A 25,663-nucleotide genomic window follows, 5' to 3' on the forward strand; every position below is an offset into this window, starting at 1 on the left:
TATCAAAGTACCCACCACTGGTAGAGGGACCAGTAAAGGATATTAGCGACCACTGCCAAAGCAGATAGACTAGTCATGGCCGTCAGGAAGAGGCGGCCTTTGCTGAACTTTTCTCTGGATTTTCTGAACAGTGGCAGCAGAGCAGCAGCGGTTAGCAGGAGACCCAAGGCAGCAAAGAGCATGTAGCGCCAATGAGTTAGAGAATCGAGGTCATCTGACATCAAAGGTATCATAATCATTAGCAGGTTTAGGGGAACAGCCAGAATACCAAGGGAAGTCAGTAGATTCCAGACCTTCCAGGTGCGGTCTGTGCGCTCAACCGTTTTTCGGGAAATCAAGCGATAAGCTCCTAATAAAAGGCTGATGATGAGCGTTCCAAAACTATAGACAATTCCAAGGATGCCTAATCCTAAGATGATATAGTCCTTATAGAAGTCAAAAGCAGAGATTTTCTCATAGTCTACCACAGCGACGGGAATTGTAATCTTTCCCTTGCTCTTATAGATGGTCCAAAAATTGGTACTCAAGATTCGGTTCTGAGCAGGATTGTCAATCTTCTCTATTGAGGGCATCATGAGTCTTAGAAAGGACAAGGGGCCATGGAGATAGGTGCGCGGAGAAAGGTAGTAGCCTGGTGTAAACTGTTTTTGAGTCTCTTTATCAGCTGTTTTGCGTCTTCCGAAAACCAGTTCAGGCATTTGGTAGTTGTAATTCTCTTCCATGCTTTGATTGGTCATGACTATGTAGCCGATGCCACTTTCCAAGTCTAGCATGAGACGAGAGCTGAAACCATCAGTATTGCCGCCGTGGCCAATGATGCTGACTCCGTATTCATTAATCCAAAAACCGTGGGCATTGCGGGCGATGTCTGTACCTGGATAAGTCGAAGTGGGATTATAGAGAGTATTCCAAGTTTCCGGACGTTCAAAGAGAACCTTGCGCCCCAGCAGAGCCTGAGCAAATTTCTGTAAATCCTCCAAGGTGCCGGCTGCTTGGCCAATTGAGTAGAGACCATATTCATAAAAAGCTGTCCCTAGTGAATTTCCCTTTGTATCATAGGCCTTAGATTCTTGCCGTTTTTTCTGAACATAGGGAATATCAGATAAGTCCGGTAGGAGAGCTGTCTTGTCCATGCCAAGCGGCTGGAAGATATGCTCGTGGGTATAGTCAGCAAAGGTCTGACCGGAAATCCGCTCGACAATCAGAGAAGCGAGCCCAGCACCATAGTTGGAATAAGAGGTTACTGTTCCAGGTTCAAAGGACTGGACAGGCTGGAGCATGCGTAGATTTTCCTCTATATTTTTATCACCTTTTGTGTAAGATAGAGATTCATCAAATCCCGTCTGATGATTCATGAGATCCAGCATCGTGATAGCTTTGTCGAAGTGCAGATTTTTAAGAAAGTTCTCTGGCAGGTAGGTCTTGATATCTTCCTCTAGGTCAATCTTTCCTTGTTCCCAGAGTTGCATGACAGCTATCCAGACGGTCAGCTTGGTCACGGAGCCCCATTCAAAGACGCTGCTGTTGTCAGCTTTGATGCCTTTTTCTTTATCCATATAACCAAAGTTTCCTTGGTAAATGGTGCTATCCTTGTCAAAGACTGCTGTTTCCATAGCGGCAGTCGTCTTTTCATGCTCCTTGACATAGTCTTGGATTTTCTGGCCGATCTGGTTCCGTTCGATACCAGATGGGAGTTTCTGTTCTTCAGCCAGTGCGGTAATTGGTCGAAAGAGTCCTAAAGTCAAAAGAGTTAAAAGGATTAGGGAAAATGTTTTTTTCATAGCTGGCTCCTTTCATATTAGAATACCCACCACTGATAGAGGGACCAATAGAGGATATTAGTGGCCACTGCTAAGGCAGATAGGCTAGTCATGACCGTCAGGAAGAGGCGGCCTTTGCTGAGCTTTTCTCTGGACTTTCTGAAGAGAGGTAACAGAGCGGCTGCGGTTAGCAGGAGTCCCAAGGCAGCAAAGAGCATGTAGCGCCACTGAGCGATTTCGCTGAAATCTCCTGAAGTTGCTGACATGAATAGCAGAAAGAGATTGATGGGAACAGCCAAAATACCAACAGCTGTTAGAAGGTTCCAGACCTTCCAAGTGCGGTCTGGCTGGTCTTGTTTCTTGCGAAAGATAAGTCGATAGGCTCCCAGAAGCGGACTGATGAGGAGCAGGCCGAGGGCGTAGATGATACCAAGTCCGGCCAAGCCTAGAACAACATAGTCTTTAAAGAAATCAAAGTCAGAGACTTTCTCATAGTCTGCGACAGCCACTGCGATACGGGTCTTGCCTTGGCTCTGATAAATGGTCCAGAAGTTGTTTGGCAATCGCTGATCGTCAGATGGTTCCTGTAAGTAGTCTGCGGAAGCTGGAATCATTTTAAAGATAGCTAGAGGGCCTTGATTAAAGTTGCGCAGAGTGCGATAATAGCCAGGACTGAACTGCTCTTGGGTTTCCTTGCTGGCTGTTTTACGTGGCCCAAAGACGAGCTCTGGCATTTGGAAATTATAATTTTGCTCTGCACCTTGATTGGTCATGACGACATAGCCGATACCGTGTTCCAAGTCCAACATTATCCGTGAAGTAGCGCCAGCTGTATTTCCGCCGTGGCCCAACACAGTAGTACCGTATTCGTTGGCCCAAAAGCCATGAGCATTGCGGATGATATTCGTGTCAGGGTAGGTGGAACTGACAGTATAGAGGGTGTTCCAGGTCTCTGGGCGCTCAAAGAGCGTCTTGCGAGCCAGCAGGGCTTGGGCGAACTTCTCCAAGTCTTTCAAGGTGCCAGTAGCAGCTCCGGTAGGATAGATGCTAGTGATGAAATGGTCCTTGCTCAGTAAGTTTCCTTTAGTGTCGTATCCTTTGGTTTCTTGACGCTTTTTCTGAACGTAGGAATTGTCTGATAGGTCCGGCAAAATAGCCGTTTTATTCATGCCCAGTGGTCGGAAAATATGCTCATGGGCATAGTCGGCAAAAGTCTGACCGGAGATCCGCTCGACAATCAGAGCAGCCAAGCCAGCACCGTAATTTGAATAAGCTGTGACTGTACCGGGTTCAAAGGACTGAATAGGTTGTTGTTCTTGAAGGATTTCTTCGATACTTTTATCGTCTTGTAGGTACATGGTTACCTCATCGAATCCCGCCTGATGGTTCATTAGATCCAGCATGGTGATAAGCTTATCATAGCGGAGATTTTTGAGGAAGCCCTCTGGCAGATAGGTGCGGATGTCTTCTTCTAGGTTAATCTTACCTTGCTCCCAGAGCTGCATGACAGAGACCCAGACGGTTAATTTGGTTACGGAGCCCCATTCAAAGATACTATCGTCATCGGCCTTGATGTCTTTTTCCTTATCCATGTATCCAAAGTTGCCTTGATAAATGGTACCGTCCTTGTCAAAGACTGCCGTTGCCATGCCGGCTGTTGTCTTTTCATGTTCCTTGACATAGTCTTGGATTTTCTGGCCGATCTGGTCTCGTTCGATACCAGAGGGCAGCTTTTGAGCCTCCTCAGCCAGCACAGTAGCTGGCTGGAAGAGTCCTAGAGTTATAATCGTTAGAAGCGTTAGAATAAATGGTTTTTTCATGCGATTCTCCTTTTTTCCTTAGCCCTCAAGGGCGAAAGTAATACTTCTAAAAACGATTTTGCAAAAAATTTTAAACATATTGAGCCTCCTTTTTATAGCACATACATTTCTTATTTCTTTCTATTTTAAAGTCCGATTCTCAAATATCCTTCAAGTAATTCTAAAATATTTCTAAAGTTTTTCGAATAGTCCATCTTTTATTGACTTAGCCTCTTATCCTTGCTACACTAGTGATAGGAAATTTCTGGAGGCGAGTGTTTATGGCTCATATTTTACTCATCGAAGACAACAGTGATATTCATGAAATTCTAAAAGATCTTTTTCAGAAGGAACACACGGTTTATTCCGCCTATTCGGGTACGGAGGGCATTTCGCTGTTTGAGCGGGAGGAGATTGATTTGGTTCTTCTGGACATCATGCTGCCGGGGAAGAACGGTGATGAAGTGTTGAGGGAAATTCGCAGTAGCAATGCTACGGTGCCAGTGGTTATGCTGACAGCCCTTGGTGAGAAAGCGCTGGTTAGCCAGTACCTGCTGAATGGTGCTAATGATTATATTGTCAAACCTTTCAATCTGGATGAGGTTTTTGCCCGTATCACCGTGCAGCTACGCAGCCAGCAGGCTTTGGCCGGCGAGGAAGAAGGCCAGTCCTTTAAAAATATCCGTCTGCTCAAGGCTACCTTTGAGGCGGTCTGCGGTGAGAAAAGCGTCCGTTTGAGCAAGAAAGAATATCATATCCTCCAGCTCTTGCTCCGTCATCCCAAGAAGATCTACACCAAGGAAGAGCTCTTTGAGCAGGTCTGGGAAGAGAGCTATCTGCCTGGGGATAATACCCTGAATACCCACCTCAGCAACCTACGTAAGAAACTGGCTCAGTTGGACCCAACAGAGGAATACATAGAGACTGTTTGGGGACTGGGTGTTCGGCTCAAGGAGGACTGATATGTTGGTGTTAGTCATTTTATTTGCCCTTATCAGTCTGTTTCTGGCCATTGGTTTCGTACGCTATCATCTGGCGGTCAAGGATGTGGCACAGCAGATTTGTCGGAAGCGGCAGACAGGGAGCCAGAATCGTCTGGCTCCTGCTGCTCATGCTCCCAGTATTTTGGAGTTGACAGAGGAAGCAGAGATGCTCTTTCGGGAGCTAGATAAGACGACCTTTGTTGTCCAGCAGGAAAAGAAGACACTGGATATGGCTATCAGTAATATTGCCCATGATATCCGCACCCCTCTGACCATTGCTAGCGGCTATACCCAGCAGCTGCTGAAGGATGAGAGTCAGGAAAGTCAGCAGCTAATCAAAATTGCAGATAGTCTGGGAATGGTGTCCAAACGGCTGGAAGCCTTGATGGAGTACCGCCGGCTGATGGAGGGTGCCATTCGGGCCAATGTCCAGCCGACAGACATATCCCAGCTGGTAACCCAGCAGCTTTTTACCTATTATGACGCCTTTCAGAAAGCCCAGATTGACCTGCAGGTAGAGCTGGCCGAAGGTCTAGAGCTAGAGACAGACCCAGAAATTCTAGAGCGCATTGTCCAAAATATGATAAGCAATGTCCTCAAGCACGGCCGTAAGGCTGCCAGCATTTCTCTGAAAAAAGACGGCGAGCATTGTATCTTTACCGTCAAAAATATCGTCCAGCAGCCTATCCAATATCTAGATAAGCTGACCAATCGCTTTTACTCAGAAAACCTATCCAGCAGTGAGGAGTCTTCTGGTCTGGGGCTTTACATCACCCAGCAGTTAGTCGAAATCCTAGGCGGAGACTTGACAATGAAAGCCGAGGATGACTGGTTTGAACAGGTTGTGACTTTGTAAAAAAGACTTAAAAAATCAAAATAAGAAAGGCTAAGCTCTATCAGCTAGCCTCAAAATCCGCTCATAAACCTCAGCTAATTTTTGAATTGGCGGAGGTTTGTTTTTAGATTAAGTCGAAGAAAGGCATGATAAAGATGCCTTTTTGTTTTGTGATTTGAAAAGCAAGTCATATCAGCGAGGTCATTTTAACAGTCAAAGTGAAAAATCAGCCAACTGCTCTAAACCCTTGATATAACTGACTTGCAACTGACAGTTGACAATGATTCCAAGTTCAATCACTCAAAAAGCAACTAGATTTTTTCTTTATTCCAAGTCCAGTCGCTAGAAAGGCAACTGGCTTTTTTGTTAATCTGAAAGCAGAAGCCAAGTTTTTGATTTCGGAATGAACGAGTCGCTGTCTTTGAAGATTTGGAACAAAACTTGAGTTTAATTATATTATAAGGAGGTATTCTCATGAATACAGAAACAACTATCAAACCACAACCAAAACTAATTTTGCCGTTCCTAGCTTGGAACTTCGGCTGGACATGGGGATTCTGGCTGCTGGACATTATCCTCAAAAACCTTTGGCCAGACAGTCCACCTACAGCCTATCTAGCTCTTGAAGCTATTCTAAATGGTATTGCTATGTTTGGGCCTATGCTGGCCAGCCTAATCGTACTGAAAAAGAAAGGCTTCAAGGCCATTTGCTCCTATCTCTTTTCAGGCAAGAAAGAGACCTGGCTCTACTTGCTAATCTATGGTGGTGGTCTGACCGCCTTCTATGCCCTAGCTTCTGGTGGCAAGCTGGTAGACGGCGCTTTAGTAAGATTTCCTTGGTTTTTTATCTATTGTATTGTCCTATCGGGCGGGATTGAAGAATTCGGCTGGCGCGGCTTCCTACAGCCGGCCTTGGAGAAAAAGTTTTCTTTTTTTGTCTCTACCTTGATGACCGGTATTATTTGGGCCATCTGGCATATTCCCCTCTGGTTTTACGATCGCTTTTATGATCGAAGCCATGATCTTTTCTCATTTTTTATCATTTTCAGTATCCTTCTCTCTTTCTGGCTTGCTGCACTTTATAAGAAGACCCAGTCTGCCCTTGCTTGTAACATCTTTCATGCGCTCTCCAACACCCTCATCCCGACTTTTGTTGGCATAGCTCAAGCTAACAATCAACTGGATTTCTCTCAAGTCAATCCCTTCCTTTACTTTGGAGGTGTGATTCTCCTGACACTTTATAGTATCTATCTCTGGTATCGGACGGATAGGGAGGAAAAAGCACTTCCATCTAAAGAAGAAGTCTAGCATTTTATGAAGAGATGACAATCAGACTTTGCAGTCTCTCCGCCTTGTGCTATAATAAGTGTCAATGAAAGAAAGTATAAAAAATAAGAAAGAATAGGTAAAACAATCCATGAATCTATCAGACAGAATCCAGTACCTGCGGAAAGCGCGGGGCATTTCGCAGGAGGGGCTAGCCGACCAACTCGGTGTGTCCAGACAGGCCGTTTCCAAGTGGGAGAGCGAGCAGAGTATGCCTGATTTGGATAAGATCATTTCCATGAGTGACTATTTTGCGGTGACCACAGACTATCTGCTCAAGGGAATTGAGCCTGTAGTACAGAAAGAGGAAGAGCAGTCAATCAAGCACAGGAGAATAGCCAGCAATATTTGCTATCAGCTCTCTCTTGGCTTTGTTGGTCTGGGCATCATCCTCTCCATTATCCTAGCTGATTTTCTCAAGATCAGTATCTTGCTAATGCCGGTGCTGATTGTCCAGGGAGTAGGGCTGCTGGTGTGGGGAACGGGCCGCAATCTATCCGAGGTAAGACCTTCTTTTCAGGTTAAGCTAGCCTTGATTTTATTCTTGCTCTTTGTTCCCCTTGGATTTCTATCTAATATTCTTTTTCCTCTGGGCAAGATCTTTCCATATCCGACCAGTCTGGCAGCCAGTCTTACCTTTGTCACTTTCTACCTTATCCTAGGAGTCTGCATCAGTCTGTTCTTGAAAAAGCAAGATTGGAAGCAGTGAAAGAAAGCCGATAAAGAGGGCTAGACCAGAAAGGGTGAAATCCGCTCATCATCCAATTAAAATCCGCTCAAAAAAACTCAGCTAATTTAGTGATTAGCTGAGTTTTTATTTTACAAATCTCTCTTCTTCAGTGTAGCCAGTCCTGCTAAGCTAAAGACCGTGATCAGACTGAGAGCAAAGATAGCTGTTTTGGTGATGACACCTGGTATTGAAGCGTCTCCGTAGACGAACTCCATCTTGATAGCCTTGAACCATTCATTATTGGCATCAACCATTTGACTAGGGAGGCCGAGTAAGATGTAGGTCATGATATAGGTGATAAAGACGACACTATAGTTTCGAGTCAAGTAGAGGACAAAGCTGGTAATGCAGTACCAAGCATAGGTACAGATGACCTGCATGACAAAGAGTATTGCGAATTGTCCCCAGAAATTAGCTGGCAGGGTTCCCATATTACCGCCGGTTCGGACAAATTCGATGACAATACCAAAAATGTAGAGCAATATGAATTGTAGAGGAAGTAAGCTACCGATAGTCAGTGATTTAGAGAAGTAATACTGGGTCCGAGTCTTGCCTGTAGTCAGGTTATTGTGATAAAGTTTGTAATTGAGATCAACACCGAGAAGCAAGCTAGTCATGACATTGCAGGCAATAAAGATCATGCCAATGTTGTAGGAGACGACATCTATGGCAAAAAAGATACCGTTGTCGGAACTGACGACTTGGGAAGTGAAAATGGCGAGGAGAATTCCATTGATGCAGAAAGCCTGCACTCCCCAGAATCCTACGGAGCGGAAGAGACGGTAGTAATCCGCCTTGATACTATTAAACATGAGTGTTTCCTCCTTGTTGGTTGATTAAGTCTGTAAAGTATTTTTCTAAGTCTTTGTGGGCGTAGTAGATTTCCCCGATTGGGATGTCGGCTAGGACTAATTCCTTGGCAATCTTGCGAATTTCTTGTACCTTACCGGAAATATGCAGCTCATCTTCCTTGTTGGTCGGTCTGAGCTGGTAGCCGAGCTTGTCTTGCACTAAATGAGCAGCTTGCTTGAGATTATCCGTTTTGAGGATGATATAGTCGCCGCTTTCTCGGTTAAATTCTTCCTTAGACAGCTCCTTGATGAAATGCCCTTGATTGATAAAACCAAAGCGAGTTGCGACTAGATAAAGCTCGGACAGGATATGGCTGGAAATGATGATGGTGATGCCCAGTTCTTGATTGAGGCGCTTGACCATTTCTCTAAATTCCTGAATCCCAACGGGGTCTAAACCATTGATGGGCTCGTCCAGAATGAGCAAGTCGGGACGCCCCAAAATGGCAATGGCAATGCCCAACCGCTGTTTCATCCCCAGAGAGAAATTACGGAATTTCTTCTTTCCAGTATCGGTCAGGCCGACATATTGCAGGGTTTCTTTGATGACTTTGTCAGCATTTGGAATGCCCCGATCGGTACAGTAGTAGCGCAGATTTTCATAGGCCGACATGTGGGCATGAGCTACAGGGGTCTCGATAACAGATCCAGTATGGCCGAGGGCTCTGGTCCATTCTTGTTGGTTCTGAGAGCCCAGAACAGATACGGTTCCTCCGCTAGGATAGATGACTTGCGTGATGATTTTGATCAGCGTGGTCTTACCAGCACCGTTTTTTCCGATGAGACCGTAGATCTCTCCTTTCTTGATGGAAAGACTGACATCTTTCAGAGCATACTGATCACCGTATTTTTTAGTGAGTCCTTTCACTTCTAAAACATTTTGCATGATGTTTCTCCTTTAATTACTTTGTTTATACTTTTAGTATACAAACTAAATTTCAAATATTTCTCAAGAAATTCTAAAATATTTCTAAAGAAATTTAAAATTGGAAAGATTAAAATGAGCCAGTCAAGAACTGGCTCATTCTCTACTATAAATCCTTTTTGTGGAAAGTATAAAGACTTGCTGCGGTGAAGACGATTCCTAAAAACAAGGCGATTAGAACAATTCTCAAGGTTACACCGTTGCTTTGAAGCGTCTCAAAATCAAAGCTCATGGTGAAATGCTGCAGCCATAAAGATTTGGGATAAAATTGAGCAAGAGCTCCGGTAAAAGATGCGCAGAAAAGGTAACCTCCCAGAGCAGCAATCATAGATTTACTCAGATAAAGAATAAAGGAAATAATAGCTGTCCAAGCAATGACAGTCAGACACTGCACAAAGAATAGAAGAATAAACTGAAGCAGGAAGGTAGCGGATAAATCACCGATACCGTTTAGAATGGCTGCTAGGATAAAGTTGATGCTATAATAGAGAGCCAACTGCAGGAACGTTACGCAGACCATGACTAGGGCTTTAGAGACGAAGAAACTGGTACGGGAAACGCCGCTGGTTAAAGTATTCTTGTAAAGCTGCTTGTTCAGATCTGTCCCGATGACGACCATAGAGAGGATAATGATGATAAATGTATTATTACCGATAGCGTTGGACACCGCTTGTATAAGCTGGACGGCATTTAATTTGCCAAAGACTGCGCTCAAGGTCGTCAGTAGAAAGATGAATTCGGTAATCCAAACAGCCTTGGAACGAAAGAAGCGGTAAAAATCTGCTTGAAAAGTATGTAACATGTTTTTTTCTCCTTACTGGACTAAATCTGTAAAGTATTTTTCTAAATCTTTGTGAGCTGCATAGATACCATTGACATGAATGTTGGATAGGACCAACTCCCTGTTGATGTCATTTAGTTCCTGTTCTTGGGCGACAATGTGCAGCTCATCAGATTTATCAGCTTCCTTGAGCTGATAGTGGAGCTTGCCTTGGATGAGATTGGCAGCCTGGTCTCTATCGCTGGTTTTGAGGACGATATAATCTTCGCTGGCTCGGTCAAAGTCGTCCTTGGTGAATTCTGCAACAAGCCGTCCTTGGTCAATCACTCCAAACTTGGTGGCTACCAGATAAAGCTCGGACAAGATGTGGCTGGAAATAATAAAAGTAATCCCTAACTCTTGGTTGAGTCGCTGAATCATCAGTCGAAATTCCTTGATGCCAAGCGGATCGAGGCCGTTGATGGGCTCGTCTAAAATCATGAGTTCAGGCTTACTGATAAGTGCAATAGCGATTCCTAGACGCTGCTTCATTCCTAGCGAAAAGTTGCGGAATTTCTTTTTACCAGTATTGCTCAATCCGACATAGGCCAGGGTTTCCTTGATGAGCTGGTCGGGCTGGGCAATCTGGTGGACCTTGCAGTAGTAGTTGAGGTTTTGATAAGCAGTCATCTGATTGTAAGCAACTGGTGTTTCGATGACAGTACCTATCTTGCGCAGGGCTTCGTTCCATTCCTTAGAGTTCTGCGAACCAAAGACAGACACGGTTCCGCTGTTGGCATGAATGAGCCGGCTAATGGTCTTGAGAAGAGTGGTTTTGCCAGCTCCGTTCTTGCCAATCAGTCCATAAATATCACCTTTCTGGATTGAAAGACTCACATGATCAAGGGCATATTGCTGGCCATATTGTTTGGTAACTTGCTTTACTTCTAAAACAGTTTGCATGGTATATTCTCGCTTTCTTAGATTTGATTTTAGTATACAAGCTAGATTTCAAATATTTCTCAAGAAATTCTAAAATATTTCTAAAGAAATGCAGAACCAATCCAAAAGCAATAAAAAAGCAGCCAAAGGGCTGACTGCTTAAATTTATAAGTCCCTGTGCTGAAAGGCTTGGTAACCACCTAAGAGAGAACCAGCTAGGATAAGGAATAAGAATAGTTCAGAATTTATCTGAGGGAAAACGATGACGAGGCTAGACTGAAGCATAATCAGGGCGAAAAAGCCGAGATAGCTGGCTAGGGTGGAGCGGGTCAGATAGAGGAGACAGGTAACTACGGAACTGCAGGTCATAATAAAGAGAAAGGAGCGAAAGAAAGACAAGGAGAAGCTCCAGAAAAAGTTCTTTGGCATAGTCCCAAGTCCGTGGAAGAGGCTCCCAAAGATAAAGGCTACAGCAAAGGCTGCCGCCATTTGCAAGATGATAATTGTGATAAGAACAGCTATTTTGGATAGGTAAAATTCTTTCCGAGAAATCCCGCCAGCTAATATATTGTTGTACAGTTTTCTAGTCAGGTCACGACCTAACAGAAAGATGATGAGCACAAGGACAGTAATCATGACAAAGGGCAGGAAGTCTTTAGCAAGCTGCCCGAGAGCTTCAAATCCTGTCCAACCTTGGATGACTATTTCTTCTGGATCAGAAGATGTAGAGATATAAAAATTAAAGTTGCTTTCACCAAGAGAGCTGATGAAAATGAGAAAAAAGAGCAGCCCTTCTATTAGCCAAAAAAGTTTGGAGCGGACAAGCTGGTAGAGCTCCGCCTGAATGGTATGTAACATGAAATCTCCTCTGAATGATTAAGATTGTTCCTGCTTTTTATAAATCTTTCTTTTTGAAAACCATCAGCCCGCCACCTAGAAAGAGCAGGGTAATCGTTACCACTGTCAGTATAGCCTTGATAACAGCTCCGCTATTTGCTGCCATAGCAGTGTTGAAATGCATAGTCAGATAGAGTAACCATTCATTGTCAGGGTAAAAAATGAGGGGAATAGTCAGTAAGGTACCGCCAAGGAAATAGGTCAGAAAGCTAGATACAATGGAGTGGCTGGCATAGAGTACAAAAGAAAAGATAGCAATCCATGTAACCGTGCTGAGAAATTGAATGAAGAGAGCAGTTCCCAGCTGAGGCAAAAAAGAGCTGGGGGCACTTCCAATTCCGTTGGACAGACTAGCAGTCACAAAGGAGATAGATAAAATCATCAGGAAGTTAAAAGCTGCGATGCTAACGCAGACAAAGAATTTAGAAAAATAATAGTTGAGCTTAGAGATGCCGTAGCTCAGACAGTTTTTATAAAGTTTCCGAGACAGGTCCACTCCAAGGACCATACTGATACCAATGATGGTGAAAAGAATCAGACTGTCTGTATTGCCTGCAAAATAGTCTAGAGCTTGAAGGCCGGTTAGTTTTCCTAGAGCTTGAGTAGCAGCCTCATTTCTGGAGATATTTGCTCCAAAATGAATATTTGCTTGGAAGAAGGTTGCTGAGAAAATCACACAAACTAATAAAAATTCACTAATCCAAAAGCCTTTTGAGCGCATGAGCCGGTATAAATCGGCTCGAATGAAATCCATCATGATAAGCCTCCCTTTTTCATTTGACCAAGTCTGTAAAGAAGTTTTCTAGGTTTTGTCGTGCATAGTAAATCTCCTGCACCGGTATATCTGCAGCCGCAAGTTCCTTGACAATCTTGCTAATCTCATGCGAATGGGTGAAGATATGAATCTCGTCAGAAGCATTGACCACCTTGATACGATGCATGAGCTGGTCATGAATCAGCCGGCTGGCTTCTTCCAACTGCGATGTTTTAAGCACGATATAGTCTTCGCTCTGTTCTTCAAACTCCGCCTTGGAAATCTCGCGAATCAGCCGTCCCTCCTCGATAATGCCGAACCGAGTACCCACCAAGTAGAGTTCAGACAGGATATGGCTTGAGATGATAAAGGTCATGCCCAACTCTTCGTTGAGCCGCTGCACCAGCTGGCGGAATTCCTTGATGCCGACTGGATCCAGGCCATTGATAGGCTCGTCCAGTATCATCAGGTCAGGTCTGGTAAGAAGCGCAATAGCCAGACCCAGCCGCTGTTTCATTCCGAGTGAGAAGTCGCGGAATTTCTTCTTGCCCGTATCTGTCAAGTCCACGTATTCTAAGGTTTCACGGATGACCTTGTCCGCATGGGGAATATGGCGGAGCTTACAGTAGTAGCTGAGATTTTCATAGGCTGTCAGGTGGTTGTGAGCGACCGGTGTTTCGATAACCGAACCGACCCGTTTGAGGCTCTGCGTCCATTCTTGATAGTTCTGAGATCCAAAGAGGGAGACATTGCCACTGCTTGCTTCCAAGAGCTGGGTGATGACCTTGATCAGAGTGGTCTTTCCGGCCCCGTTCTTGCCAATTAAACCGTAAATATCTCCTTTTTTTATCGTCAGACTCACATCGGTCAGAGCGTACTGCCGGCCGAATTTCTTGCTGACTTGCTGTAAAACCAAAACATTTTCCATGATTGAGTCTCCTTTTCATGATGTTAGGAGAGAAAACTCCTCTTCTTATTAATTAGTATAGCGCCAAACCTTCAAATATTTATAAAGAATTTCTCAAATATTTCTAAAGTTTTTGGTTTGTCTTGTAAAAGGGTCAGAACTTATTTAGGAATTTCTTTATTATTTGAGCAAATGTTGTTGGCGCTTGGCTATTCAGAGTATGGCCGCCCTTTTCTATAATGCGAAGCTGAGAACCTTTCAGCAGCTTGTTAAGCTCATAGGCAGCCTTTAGATTGGGTTTGTCTTTGCTGCCGCAAAGAATCAGGCTCGGGAGCTTGATTTTCTTAATTTTATCAGTGAGATTTACCTTTCGTAGCTCGGCCAAAATCCGTATCATCTGGCTTTTATCGGCTCCTTGCTTGGTGAAGACACTTTTGGGCATCAGTTTAAAGACGAGAATCTGCAGTCTGTAGAGAAAATTATCTGCTAAATTGTATTGAGTCCCGGATAAAATCAAGCCCTTTAGATGAGGAAGAGTTTGGTCAGAAAGGTCCAGTGCCAGCAGGCCACCGAGTGACAAACCGACTAAGATAAAAGGCTGTTCTTCAGCTTGAAGGTGCTGGAGGGTTGCTTGTCGAATGTCTTGGTAACTTTCATTGCCCTTCAGAAAAAGAGCCAGCGACTCCGTTGGGACATTGGCTAGGGCTTCTTGAACTTTCTTCCAAGAATGCGCATCTTGCCCCAGTCCGTGCAGAAAGATAACTTTCATATCAGAGCTCTCCCTTATCAATCTCCAGCTCGTACAGTCCCCTGACTGCGTTGCAGGCGTAGATTTTCTCAGCCTGAGCTAGGTCAGCCAGAGTTAAAACTTTCTCAGTAGCTTGACCCTTATCTAATAACTGCTGGCGGTAGATGCCCTTGAGCAGGCCCAGTTCAGCTGGAGGCGTGTAGAGCCTGCCGTCTAGTTCCAGCAGCAGATTGCCGATAGAAGTTTCCAGTAGCTTGCCTTGGGCATTGTAGTAAATCTGTTCTTGCTGCTCCAAGGTCAGATGTGGCCGATGGCTGGTTTTGAAATAGGTGAAAGGCTGGGCTAGATTGGCTGTCTGCTCGAGCAGTTTTGCCTTTCTGAAAGTATCCGTCAGTGGCAGTAGAGGAGTCGTTTCTAGCTCAATACTGCCATCTTTTTTTAGAGCTATACGTAGCCTATAATCTTTTTCTTTGTCTAGCTGAGTGCAGGTTTCTTCTAGCTCTTGCTCTAGTTTGTCTTGGTCAAAAGGATAGGCGAAGTAGCTGACTGCTTCTGCCAGTCTTTGCAGGTGTTGGTCTTGTAAAGTCAGTTTTCCATCCGTTATTTTTCCAGTAGAAATCAGGTCGAATCGTGGATTTTTCCGATAGAGGACGGCAGATTTTTGCTGGGTTTCGATGTATTCGGATTTCCAGGTGCTGTCCCAAGTGATGCCGCCGCCAACGCCATAGATGGCTTTTCTTCCCTCCAGCTGAATGGTGCGGATGGCGACGTTGAAAATCCGTCTCTGGTCTGGCAGGCAGATGCCGACTGTACCGCAGTAGACCCCGCGGGCGGCTTTTTCTGTCGCCTTGATGATAGCCATAGTCGAAATCTTAGGAGCACCTGTAATGGATCCGCAAGGAAAGAGCGCCTTGAAAAGCTCTGCCAGCCCGACTCCCTCATGTAGCTGGCTTTTGATGGTAGAGGTCATCTGCCAGACTGTAGAGTATTGCTCGACACTGCAGAGACGCTCAACCCACTCGCTGCCCGTCTGAGAAATGCGATTCATATCATTGCGCAGCAGATCGACAATCATCATATTTTCTGCTCGGTTTTTAGCATCCTGGCCCAGCCATGCAGCCTGCTCTCTATCCTGCTCTAAGGTCAGTCCCCGATTGGTAGTTCCTTTCATAGGACGAGTGGTCAGTTGACCTCGGTGCTCCTCGAAAAAGAGCTCAGGGCTGATGGACAAGATGGCAGTCTCGTCATGCTCTACATAAGCATTGTAGGCCGCATTTTGCTCGACGACCAGCCTGTTGTAAATAGCTAAGCTGTCCTCAGGATTGAGCTCTGCACACAGCTGTACCGTGTAGTTGACCTGATAGGTATCGCCCTGACGGATATGATGATGAATAGTCTCGATAGCCTTCTGGTACTCTTGCTCAGAAGTCAGCCCCTGCCAAGCCGCTGGCATTTCCACTTCCTCATAGGTCAAGGGAATGGAAGCCTGCTCGGCCTTATCGTGGATAGTAAAGTAGAGGAGGTATTCCTTCTGGAGCGGATCCGAATGAACTTGGAACTTTTCCTCAAAGGCTGGAGCTGCTTCATAGCTGACATAGCCGACAGCGTAGTATCCTTTCTCCTGCCAACCCTCAATCTCTGTCAAAAGTTCCTCCACTTGGTCCAGGCGGCGAGTCTTTAGCTCCTTGATGGGATTCGTAAAAATCAGGCGTTGGCCCAACTGCTTAAAATCAATAATCGTTTTCTTGTGCATACTAAGAGTATTATAGCATATACAAGACTGTCCTAGAAAGTAGGATGTTATAATGTTATACAAGCCGTAATAGGTTATGGAATTTGACAAGAATAAACTTTTCTGTATATACTGTTTTTACACTGAAATAAGTCAAACGATATTCGGTTGAAGCTATATATTTGCTTATATAAATTTTAGGAAAAGAAGTGGCAATAAAGGTATGGAAAATTTACATTTTAAAGGACATTGGCGAGACTATCAAAAGCGTATTTTAGAAAGAAGTCGCGACTATATGGCGGATGGTCAGGTTCATATCAGTGCAGCTCCTGGATCTGGGAAAACGACTCTAGGGATTGAGTTTATTCGTCGCTTTGACAAGCCAGCTCTTATTCTGGTACCTACGATTACAATTCGTGAACAGTGGGCGGATAGAATCAAGACCGCCTTTTTAAGTCATGCATCAGAGGCAGAGAGATTAGTGTCTCAAGATTTGAAGACTCCTAAAATGATTACAATTGCTACATATCAAGCATTGCATAGTGCATTGACCCAGTATAAAGTGAAACTATCCAATCTGTCCGAAGAAGAAGTTTTAGCCGAGAACGTAGATTTTTCTCAATTTGATTTAGTGAATAAGTTGCAGGAAATTGGTTTGGGGACTCTTTGTTTAGATGAATGCCATCACTTACGCAATGAATGGTGGAAAAGTTTAGAGGAGTTTCGTGATAAGTATTCTCAATTAAACCTAATTGCGTTAACTGCCACACCCCCTTATGATTCGGAACCTGCCTTATGGGACCGCTATATTAACTTGTGTGGAGAAATTGATGAAGAAATCATGATTCCCGAGTTGGTAAAGGAAGGAAGCATTTGCCCGCACCAAGATTTCGTTTATTTTTCCTATCCTGATAAGGAAGAAAAAGAGCAAATCAAACGTCTGGAGAGACAAAAGAGAGAACTCTTAAATCAAGTCTTGAATGATCAAAGATTTATAGAAGCGATGCAAAATCATAGAATTTTAACTGGGAATTTATCCACAGACGAACTCTTGGAACAACCTGCCCAGTTGTCTGCACTTTTGATTTTTCTCCAAAGCCGGAAGCTTCCTTATCCAGCTCAATTAAAAAAACTTTTAGGAGCTAGACGGTTGCCTGCACTAGATCTCCATTGGCTGGAAATTCTATTACAGGGATTTCTGTATCAGGTTCCTGATTGGTATAGGGTTGATGATGCTTATCGGAAGGAATTAAAGAGTCAGTTCAAAGCAGCAGGTTTGATTGAAAAGAGGCAAGTAACTCTTGTCCAAACAGGGCAGATTGAAAAAATTATAACTCAATCTTTGGGAAAGCTAAGCAGCATTCAGTCCATTTTTCAGTCAGAATATCAAGTCTTGGGAGATAATTTACATCAGCTGATTTTGACAGACTATATTCGAAAAGATTTTGCTAAGTTTTTGGGGGATACTACGGCACCTATCCGTCAGCTGGGAGTTCTTCCTTTTTTTGAAACGATTCGCAGGCAAATTGAAAGAGAGAATCTTTCGGCAAAAGTGTCCGTTGTTTGCGGCAGTTTGGTAGTTGTTCCTTCGATAGCTAGGGAATATTTGCGGCAGTCCTTAAAGGAAGCTCAAGTAGAATTTTATCCGATTGGTCAATTGGATGAGTCAGAGTATGTAGAAGTGCGAGTTAGTAGAAGACAATCACTACTCGTAGCAGCTGTAACAGAGCTTTTTAATCAAGGAATTATTCAGGTGCTGATAGGAACTAAATCACTTTTAGGGGAAGGATGGGATGCTCCTTCTGTCAATTCGCTGATTCTAGCTAGTTTTGTTGGTAGCTTTATGCTTAGTAATCAAATGAGAGGCAGAGCAATTCGGACTTGGATAAAAAATCCAGAAAAGACTAGTAACATTTGGCATTTAGCTTCTATCAATCCTTATAAAATTAACAATCCGTTCAAACAGGAATCTCAGGATATCCAGATAGATTTAGGAGAGAATAGCCGTGATCTTTCCTTGCTTAAGAGACGAATGGAGAATTTTTTAGGTCTGAGCTATGATGGGAAAACCATTGAAAATGGCCTGCAACGTCTGAATTTTTTAGAAGCGCCTTATAGCCAAAAACGGATTGAGAAAAGCAATCGTGACAGTCTTCAGTTATCGCAGAAAAGAAAAGAGCTATTTCAGGGCTGGAAAGAAGCCTTGGTAATTTATGAAGCTCCAGAAATAGTAGATAATACTATGGTCGATACTTCTTTTGTTCCTAACCTCTTTTTTGTAGATGTCTTAAAAATAATTCGATTGGCCGGCTTGTTGGGAGCAATCCAAACTATAGCAGTACTTATAAGCAAAAAAGCTTTTCTTAATATATGGTTTGTGCTTGCCTGGTTAGTCTTCTTTCTATATTATTTGCTCCGTTTTCTCCTATATCGGAGTCCATATAGAAATCTGGGGAAAATAGGTCAAGGGATCCGTCAGGCTTTGCTGGAGCAAGGAACACTCTCATCAGAAGAGAGTAAGATTGTAAGTTCTTTTATTGGAAAAGATCGTTTTGTAGCTACTATTTTCCTAAAAGGGGGCACTTTACGAGATAAAGAAGTATTTTCTCGTAGTATGACAGAGTTCTTTGAGCCTATCTTAAACCAGCGATACATCTTAAAATCAAGACATAACTTTATAGATAAGACTGCCTATTTTGCTGTACCTAAGCTGTTTGCATCCCGTAAGCAAGATGCACAGCAGTTTCTCAAAGCATTAGAGAAGAATTTTGCTCCTTATGAATTGATATATACCCGTAGTCAGGAGGGGAGAAAAGAACTTTTAAGAGCTCGTTTATTGGCTTTGGCTAACAAAGAGGATCGTATTTGGACTAAGAAAAAAGTTGAATCTCCTCTAAAATAGAAATCTATCTCATTGCTGTCCTTTCTAGCTTGTGCTTATAAAATTATGATAAAATAAGGGAATGACAAAAACTTAAAAGGAAGCCTTATGAAAAAAATAAATGAATCCTATAAACTAATCGTCTTTGCGGCGCTTGCTCTGGCTCTGGTTCTCTATATTGGGAACATCTGGTCTGGCCTGCAGAGTCTAACTTCGGTTTTTTCACCCATTATATTGGGTGGTGTCCTAGCCTTCATCTTTAATGTCCCGATGAAAAAGCTGGAAGACCTCTTGGACAAATGCCGAGTCCCTCAGAAGTTGCAGCGCGGTTTGGCCTTAGTTTTAGAGGTGCTGATTTTAGTTCTCATTATGACAGGAATTGTTTCTATTGTCGTGCCGACTCTGACCACAGCGGTCAATCAGCTGAGTGCGACAATCGGCAAGGTAGCGCCTCAGGTAGCCAAGTGGCTGCAGCAGTCTGGCTTGCTTTCCTCTAGTCAGCTGAAAGATTTGACCAAGCAGCTGCAAAACAGTGACATTGTCAACCGAGCTATTTCTCTTCTGGGCAGTCTGACGGGCAATATCTCTGCTATCTTTGGCAATTTCTTCTCTGTCATCATGTCTATCTTTCTCATGTTTGCCTTCTTGAGCAGCAAGGAGCATTTGCAGACAATCACTAGCCGTCTCTTGCAAGTCCTGCTTCCTGGGAAGGCTGTCAAACGCCTATCCTATGTCGGTTCTGTCATTGTTGAGACCTATGATAAGTTTCTGATGGGGCAGATGATAGAGGCCGTCATTGTTGGGATTTTAGTCTTTATCGCCTACTCTCTGACAGGTCTGCCTTATGCGGCCTTGACAGGAGTTCTGGCCGGAGTGCTCTCTTTCATTCCCTACATCGGGCCATTCTCAGCTTGTGCTCTGGGAGCTATCTTTATCTTTACCGATAGCCCTTGGAAAGCTCTTCTTTCAATCGCAGTCTTTCAGGTGGTGCAGCTGATTGAGGGCAATGTCATCTATCCGCGCGTGGTCGGCCAGTCCGTCGGTCTCCCAACTCTCTTTACCCTAGCCGCAGCCTTGATTGGGGGTAACCTCTTTGGCTTGGTCGGCATGATTTTCTTCACGCCTATCTTTGCGGTTATCTACCGCTTGGTTAGAGAGTTTGTTGTGGAGAAGGAGGAGAGGAATGAAATTGGAGAAGTTGCCTAATTACTTAGACGATAAATTTGCAAAAATAGGAGCTTAATTATGAAATGGAGTAAAACAAAGAGTCTTATTACACTACTAGTATTAGCAGGTTTATCTTTGGTATCTTGGACTCTCTACCTCTACTGCAATAAACAATATTACGGACAATTCCATAAGTATACGGGTAAAGCAAAGATTGATGATTATGAAATCATTGCGGATGGTGCGGGCGCTATTGTCCATTGGGTTTCAACAACCCCAGAAGAAGACAAAAAAATGGATGAGTTCGGTAGTTATGCTTCTTACAAAATTGACCAAAACAGTTCTCGCTATATTCTGCGGCAGAACGTTAAACTGAAAGAGCTTCCCTATCGTCTGATGGAAAGACCATCTGACGGTGCCTATTGGACTCTTAGTGTCTATCGTATCAATGACAAAAAACTTGAAGAAGAAAAGGAGATAGATCTCTACAAAGTTGTAGAGAATTACAATTCTAATTATTTACCAGCAGAACTAGGAGGGATTTACACTTGGCAAGGTCAAGACTATTTAAGGATACAAATACGAGATTTAGAGAATCCTCAGGAAACAAGGCCGCTTTTCCTTAATCTAAAGAGTAGAAAAATGGAGGAAATTGAGATTTTAGCTCAAGATTATGTGAGAAAACCTTTTATAAAGCAAGCGACTAATTGGGATCAAAAAGTAAGTGGCATTTATACCACTACTCCTGGTGGAGAAGTTTGGGTAGATAAATCCGTTTTAGGCCAGACTCAATTTGATAGTAGTTCAAAGGCTTACAAGCTTTTAGAAAAAAAAGGAACAACAGTGTATTTATTACACTCGCAGAACGGTGCAGAAGGTTTTAGTAGGGAGGCAGCGGTCTACAGTCTACTTATGCCGGACACAGTGAATGTATATGAAGCTGTGACCATTCCTTCGGAAGTATCTGTCGACAGTCAGGAACACATTGTCAACTCCAAAGAAGAGTTTGACAGATATTATGATATTGAAAAGGCTAAAAAGCTATATCATGAAACAGAGTAAGTAATACAAGATATTATAGAAACCAACGAGATTTTATTCTCGCTGGTTTTTCTTTTTCCAAGGTCATAATTTCTACCTATAGCAAACAATAATTTCAGTCAATGGAAGTTGAAAAATAAGCTTTTATTGTTGCATAGAGAACCGGGTTATAGTTTTAGACTATATCAAACTCTGGGAAATTCCAATTATACAGAGGGGGGATTTTCTGATAAGATAAAATCAAGAAAAATTTTGGAGGACGTTTATGTCAACGACTATCATTGGTTTCCCACGTTTGGGAGAATTTCGCGAATTGAAATTTACAACTGAAAAATACTTTAGACATGAAATCTCAGCAGAAGAGCTTCTGGCTGAGGCCAAAGAGCTGCGCGCTAAGCACTGGAATATTGTTAAGGAAAAAGGAATTTCAGAGCTTCCGTCAAATGACTTTTCTCATTATGACAATGTGCTGGATGCGGCCTTTCTCTTTAACGTGGTGCCGTCATCTGTGCAAGGCTTGGAATTGACTGACTTGGAGCGTTATTTTGCCTTGGCTCGTGGCTATCAGGGCGAAAAAGGGGATGTTCGTGCTCTTCCGATGAAGAAATGGTTTAACACTAACTACCACTACATCGTTCCTAAATTTGAAAAAGAAACCCAAGTCAAGCTGGCTGGGCATAAGATTTTTGATGAATTTGCAGAAGCTAAAGAGTTGGGCTTGGTAACCCGTCCAGTTGTGGTTGGTCCATTCACTCTCCTGCAAGTATCTGACTTTGAAGACGGTGTGGCTCCGGCTGACTTTGTAGATGCACTAGCTGCAGCTTATCAAGAAGTTTTTGCAAAATTAGCAGAGCTGGGCGCAGAGCGTATCCAGCTGGATGAGCCAAGTCTGGTCAAGGATCTGTCAGCAGAAGAAAAAGCTCTCTTCTTGGACCTTTATAAGAAGCTTCTGGCAGACAAGAAAGGTCTTGAAGTCTTGGTTCAAACCTACTTTGGTGATGTTCGTGACATCTATACAGACCTTGTAGAGTTGCCAGTAGATGCGATTGGTTTGGACTTTGTCGAAGGCAAGAAAACTCTTGAACTTGTCAAAGGCGGTTTCCCAGCTGACAAGACTCTTTATGCGGGTATCGTCAATGGTAAGAACATCTGGCGCAACAACTATGAAAAGAGCTTGGCAGTGCTTGAGCAAATCCCAGCTGAAAACATCGTCTTGACAAGCTCATGTTCACTGCTCCATGTGCCATTTACAACAGCTAATGAAGATTTTGAACCAGCAATCTTGAACCACTTTGCCTTTGCGGTGGAAAAATTGGATGAAATCCGTGACTTGGATGCTATCCGCAATGGCGGCGGTGCAGAAGCGCTTGCTGCTAACAAAGAACTCTTTGCGACTGAACGTGTTGGTGAAAATGCCGAACTTCGTGCGCGCATCGCTGGTTTGACTGACGCAGATTACACTCGTTTGCCAGCCTTTGCAGAGCGTGAAGAAATCCAGCACAAGACACTCAATCTGCCACCGTTGCCAACTACGACAATTGGCTCCTTCCCTCAAACTAAGGAAGTCCGTGCTAAACGTTTGGCTTTCCGCAAGGGTGAATTGTCAGCAGAAGACTATGACAAGTTCTTGGCTGAGCAGATTGATGAATGGATCAAGTGGCAAGAAGAAGTCGGCTTTGACGTGCTGGTGCACGGTGAGTTCGAGCGTAATGACATGGTTGAGTACTTCGGTCAAAATCTGTCTGGCTACCTCTTCTCTAAAAATGGTTGGGTACAATCATACGGTATGCGTGGAGTGAAACCACCAATCATCTGGGGTGATGTGACTCGTCTCAACCCAATCACTGTTAAATGGTCTAGCTACGCACAAAGCCGTACTGACAAACCTGTTAAAGGTATGTTGACTGGACCTGTTACCATCCTCAACTGGTCATTCCCACGTGAAGACATCTCTATCAAGGATTCTACTCTTCAAATTGCTCTGGCAATCAAGGACGAAGTGCTTGACCTTGAAGCTGCAGGCGTGAAGATTATCCAAATCGACGAGGCTGCTCTTCGTGAAAAATTGCCACTCCGTCGCAGCGACTGGTACGAAGACTATCTTGACTGGGCGATTCCAGCCTTCCGCTTGGTACACTCAACAGTAGCGCCAGATACGCAAATCCACACTCACATGTGTTACTCAGAATTTACAGATATCATCCCTGCTATCGACAATATGGATGCGGACGTGATTTCCTTTGAAGCTAGCCGCTCTAACTTGGAAATCCTGGATGAGCTCAAGGCTAAGAACTTCCAGACAGAAGTAGGACCTGGAGTTTACGATATCCACTCACCGCGCGTGCCGAATGAAGGAGAAATTGACCATACCATCGAAGCTATCTTGGCTAAGGTGCCAAGCAGCAAGGTCTGGATCAACCCTGACTGTGGTCTTAAAACTCGTGGTATCCCAGAAACTAAGGCTAGCTTGGTGCGCTTAGTAGAAGCAGCCAAGGCAGCTAGACAACACCTGAAATAATCCTCCTCGAACCTCAAAAGTTGATCTTGATGGAGGAACATACCAAAATTGAAGCAGAGCTGACAATCCTGCAGAAGTTGTTCTTCTAGGATTGTCCTCAGCTATCACTACCATCATTGAAAGGAACTTTTTGTTATATGGTTCGTCGTCATACACCCAGTCTCTCATTTGAAGTATTTCCTCCCAATCCGGCAGTAGGCAATGATAAGATTTTTCAGGCGTTGAGAGAGATGCAAGATCTGGCTCCTCACTTTATCAGTGTGACAGCCAGCAATAATAAGTTTGACATTGAGGAGACGACGGTTCGTTTGACGGAGTTCATCGCCAACGACCTCAAGATTCCGACGATTGCTCACCTACCTGCGGTCTATCTAACCAAGGACATGGTGTCCAATATATTGCAGTCTTTGGATCGGGTTGGTGTCCATCAGATTTTAGCTTTGCGAGGGGATATTTTTCCAGATGTAGCACCTAAGGATGATTTTACCTTTGCGACTGACTTGATCGAATACATCAAGACAGAAGCACCGCATTTTGACATCATCGGGGCCTGCTATCCGGAGGGCCATCCAGATTCTCCAAATCAGATTTCAGATATTCAAAATCTGAAGAAAAAGGTCGATGCTGGTTGTTCTAGTCTGGTGACCCAGCTTTTCTTTGACAATGAACGTTTTTACGACTTTCAGGACAAGTGCATTTTAGCTGGTATTGAAGTGCCAATCCATGCTGGGATTATGCCGATTCTCAACCGCAATCAGGCTCTGCGCCTGCTCAAGACCTGTGAGAATATCAAGCTGCCAAGAAAATTCCGGGCTATTCTGGATAAGTACGAACATGATCCAGAGTCTCTGAGAGCAGCTGGTTTGGCTTATGCTGTGGATCAAATTGTTGACTTGGTGACTCAGGATGTGGCGGGCATACACCTTTACACTATGAATAACGCTGCAACAGCCTACCATATCTATAAGGCTACTCATGCTCTCTTTAATCATAACCCATCCGTTCAATCTTTTTAATATGAATGAAGAAACCACTAATCAGATTCATTTGCTGTTTAGTGGTTTTTTTCATATGATAGTATGAATATTGCAAATAAAACTATAGGAAAAGGCTTTCAAAAAGGTATATAATAGAGTGAAGCTTTCATAAAATAAAGCTGGGTCAGAATTGGAGAATTTGTAAACATTGAAGAAACCATTTGCTATTTTGGATTATTAGAAGAAAGTAATTGGTAAATGCGAGAAAGAGGAAGTTTTATGAAGAGAAAAATAATCTTTCTGGATGTGGATGGGACCCTCATCGACTATGATAATCATATACCGGAGTCTGCTGTGGTCGCCATTCGCAAGGCACGGGAAAAGGGCCATTTGGTTTATGTGTGCACAGGTCGCAGCAAGGCAGAGATGCCGCCAGAAATTTGGGATATTGGCTTTGATGGCATGATTGGTGGCAACGGCTCCTATGTGGAGCTTGAAGGGCAGGTTGTTCTGCACCAGCTGATTCCGAGAGATGTCGCTAAAAGGCTAGTCGACTGGCTTCAGGAGCGGGGGCTAGAGTTTTACCTAGAGAGTAATAACGGTCTCTTTGCAAGCAGGGGCTTCCGCGAAGCAGCGCGACCAGTGCTTCGGACCTATGTACTTGGAAAAGGTGCCAAGCCAGAAGAAGTCGTAAATATGGAGGCAGAAGAAGCTCTTCACGGCCTGGTTTATGGTGGGGAGCTCTACCGGGACGACCTGAACAAAGTCAGCTTCATTCTAAAGAACTACCAAGACCATCTGGATTCCAAGGCTGCTTTTCCTGAGCTTAAGGCGGGTACTTGGGGAGGCAAGGGTGAGCATGCTTTATTTGGCGATTTGGGTATCAAAGACATTACCAAGGCGCATGCTATTGAGGTTCTGCTGAAGCATCTGGATGCTGACAGGGTAGATACTCTGGCTTTTGGCGATGCCAAGGTTGATATTCCTATGCTGGACTATTGTCAGGTTGGAGTTGCTATGGGAAATGGAGGAGAGGAAATCAAGACCATGGCCGACCTGGTGACAGACTCGGTCAGCCAAGACGGTCTCTACAAGGCCTTTGAAAAGTTAGAACTCATCTAAAGGAGATA

General features: G+C 43.9%; 21 protein-coding genes. 10 read left to right on the top strand and 11 right to left on the bottom strand.

Annotation, left to right across the window (positions count from 1 at the left end; all coding sequences use genetic code 11):
* Positions 1-2: 2 nt before the first annotated feature.
* Together HMPREF9380_RS09075 and HMPREF9380_RS09070 are read right to left on the bottom strand one after the other, a co-directional pair.
* A complete protein-coding gene (locus HMPREF9380_RS09075; protein WP_002932090.1) occupies positions 3-1,781 on the bottom strand; it encodes a serine hydrolase domain-containing protein in 1,779 nt (592 codons plus the stop codon).
* Between the two features lie 17 nt (positions 1,782-1,798).
* A complete protein-coding gene (locus HMPREF9380_RS09070; protein ID WP_002932091.1) occupies positions 1,799-3,580 on the bottom strand; it encodes a serine hydrolase domain-containing protein in 1,782 nt (593 codons plus the stop codon).
* A 260-nt stretch (positions 3,581-3,840) separates the two neighbouring features.
* Here HMPREF9380_RS09070 and HMPREF9380_RS09065 point away from each other — a divergent pair, with 260 nt between their 5' ends.
* The 4 genes from HMPREF9380_RS09065 to HMPREF9380_RS09050 all read left to right on the top strand — a co-directional run bounded on the left by HMPREF9380_RS09065 (position 3,841) and on the right by HMPREF9380_RS09050 (position 7,412).
* Positions 3,841-4,521, top strand: coding sequence for a response regulator transcription factor (locus HMPREF9380_RS09065; RefSeq protein WP_002932092.1), 681 nt, complete (start codon positions 3,841-3,843; stop codon positions 4,519-4,521).
* Position 4,522: 1 nt separating this feature from the next.
* Positions 4,523-5,398, top strand: a complete 876-nt coding sequence (locus HMPREF9380_RS09060; protein ID WP_002932093.1) for a sensor histidine kinase — start codon at positions 4,523-4,525, stop codon at positions 5,396-5,398.
* Positions 5,399-5,851: 453 nt separating this feature from the next.
* On the top strand, positions 5,852-6,685 hold the full coding sequence (locus tag HMPREF9380_RS09055; RefSeq protein ID WP_002932094.1) for a CPBP family intramembrane glutamic endopeptidase: 834 nt from the start codon (positions 5,852-5,854) through the stop codon (positions 6,683-6,685).
* Between the two features lie 109 nt (positions 6,686-6,794).
* Entirely contained in the window at positions 6,795-7,412 is a 618-nt protein-coding gene (locus HMPREF9380_RS09050) for a helix-turn-helix domain-containing protein (protein WP_002932096.1), read from the top strand.
* A 110-nt stretch (positions 7,413-7,522) separates the two neighbouring features.
* Here the strand turns inward: HMPREF9380_RS09050 and HMPREF9380_RS09045 are convergent, their stop codons facing one another.
* The 9 genes from HMPREF9380_RS09045 to pabB form a co-directional block, all read right to left on the bottom strand.
* Positions 7,523-8,245, bottom strand: coding sequence for a lantibiotic ABC transporter permease (locus HMPREF9380_RS09045; RefSeq protein ID WP_002932099.1), 723 nt, complete (start codon positions 8,243-8,245; stop codon positions 7,523-7,525).
* Complete coding sequence (locus HMPREF9380_RS09040; RefSeq protein WP_002932103.1) at positions 8,238-9,170, bottom strand: ABC transporter ATP-binding protein; 933 nt, start codon at positions 9,168-9,170, stop codon at positions 8,238-8,240. Before HMPREF9380_RS09040 ends, HMPREF9380_RS09045 begins: the two co-directional genes overlap by 8 nt.
* Before the next feature lie 145 nt (positions 9,171-9,315).
* Positions 9,316-10,011 (bottom strand): ABC-2 family transporter permease, encoded by a 696-nt coding sequence (locus tag HMPREF9380_RS09035; protein ID WP_002932106.1) that lies wholly within the window; start codon positions 10,009-10,011, stop codon positions 9,316-9,318.
* A 12-nt stretch (positions 10,012-10,023) separates the two neighbouring features.
* Positions 10,024-10,932: an ATP-binding cassette domain-containing protein gene (locus HMPREF9380_RS09030; protein WP_002932109.1), complete on the bottom strand. Its 909-nt coding sequence runs from the start codon at positions 10,930-10,932 to the stop codon at positions 10,024-10,026.
* 144 nt (positions 10,933-11,076) lie between these two features.
* On the bottom strand, positions 11,077-11,769 hold the full coding sequence (locus HMPREF9380_RS09025) for an ABC transporter permease (RefSeq protein WP_002932111.1): 693 nt from the start codon (positions 11,767-11,769) through the stop codon (positions 11,077-11,079).
* Positions 11,770-11,806: 37 nt separating this feature from the next.
* A complete protein-coding gene (locus HMPREF9380_RS09020) occupies positions 11,807-12,565 on the bottom strand; it encodes an ABC transporter permease (protein WP_002932112.1) in 759 nt (252 codons plus the stop codon).
* 16 nt (positions 12,566-12,581) lie between these two features.
* The gene (locus HMPREF9380_RS09015; RefSeq protein WP_002932115.1) at positions 12,582-13,490 is read right to left on the bottom strand and encodes an ABC transporter ATP-binding protein; all 909 of its coding nucleotides are present in this window, start codon (positions 13,488-13,490) and stop codon (positions 12,582-12,584) included.
* Positions 13,491-13,623: 133 nt separating this feature from the next.
* Positions 13,624-14,238: an alpha/beta fold hydrolase gene (locus HMPREF9380_RS09010; protein WP_002914373.1), complete on the bottom strand. Its 615-nt coding sequence runs from the start codon at positions 14,236-14,238 to the stop codon at positions 13,624-13,626.
* Position 14,239: 1 nt separating this feature from the next.
* Positions 14,240-15,970: an aminodeoxychorismate synthase component I gene (gene pabB, locus HMPREF9380_RS09005; protein WP_002932118.1), complete on the bottom strand. Its 1,731-nt coding sequence runs from the start codon at positions 15,968-15,970 to the stop codon at positions 14,240-14,242.
* A gap of 202 nt (positions 15,971-16,172) precedes the next feature.
* On the opposite strand from pabB, the gene HMPREF9380_RS09000 reads away from it, so the two are divergent.
* The 6 genes from HMPREF9380_RS09000 to HMPREF9380_RS08975 all read left to right on the top strand — a co-directional run bounded on the left by HMPREF9380_RS09000 (position 16,173) and on the right by HMPREF9380_RS08975 (position 25,655).
* Positions 16,173-18,851, top strand: coding sequence for a DEAD/DEAH box helicase family protein (locus tag HMPREF9380_RS09000; RefSeq protein ID WP_002932121.1), 2,679 nt, complete (start codon positions 16,173-16,175; stop codon positions 18,849-18,851).
* An 87-nt stretch (positions 18,852-18,938) separates the two neighbouring features.
* Positions 18,939-20,036: an AI-2E family transporter gene (locus HMPREF9380_RS08995; RefSeq protein WP_002932132.1), complete on the top strand. Its 1,098-nt coding sequence runs from the start codon at positions 18,939-18,941 to the stop codon at positions 20,034-20,036.
* Between the two features lie 39 nt (positions 20,037-20,075).
* On the top strand, positions 20,076-21,059 hold the full coding sequence (locus tag HMPREF9380_RS08990) for a hypothetical protein (RefSeq protein WP_002932134.1): 984 nt from the start codon (positions 20,076-20,078) through the stop codon (positions 21,057-21,059).
* A 244-nt stretch (positions 21,060-21,303) separates the two neighbouring features.
* The gene (gene metE, locus HMPREF9380_RS08985; RefSeq protein ID WP_002932137.1) at positions 21,304-23,556 is read left to right on the top strand and encodes a 5-methyltetrahydropteroyltriglutamate--homocysteine S-methyltransferase; all 2,253 of its coding nucleotides are present in this window, start codon (positions 21,304-21,306) and stop codon (positions 23,554-23,556) included.
* 137 nt (positions 23,557-23,693) lie between these two features.
* Positions 23,694-24,572 (top strand): methylenetetrahydrofolate reductase [NAD(P)H], encoded by an 879-nt coding sequence (gene metF, locus HMPREF9380_RS08980; RefSeq protein ID WP_002918110.1) that lies wholly within the window; start codon positions 23,694-23,696, stop codon positions 24,570-24,572.
* Between the two features lie 219 nt (positions 24,573-24,791).
* Positions 24,792-25,655, top strand: a complete 864-nt coding sequence (locus HMPREF9380_RS08975; protein ID WP_002932138.1) for a Cof-type HAD-IIB family hydrolase — start codon at positions 24,792-24,794, stop codon at positions 25,653-25,655.
* The last annotated feature ends 8 nt before the right edge of the window (positions 25,656-25,663 follow it).

Source organism: Streptococcus sanguinis SK49 (genome assembly GCF_000212815.1).
GTDB lineage: Bacteria > Bacillota > Bacilli > Lactobacillales > Streptococcaceae > Streptococcus > Streptococcus sanguinis_C.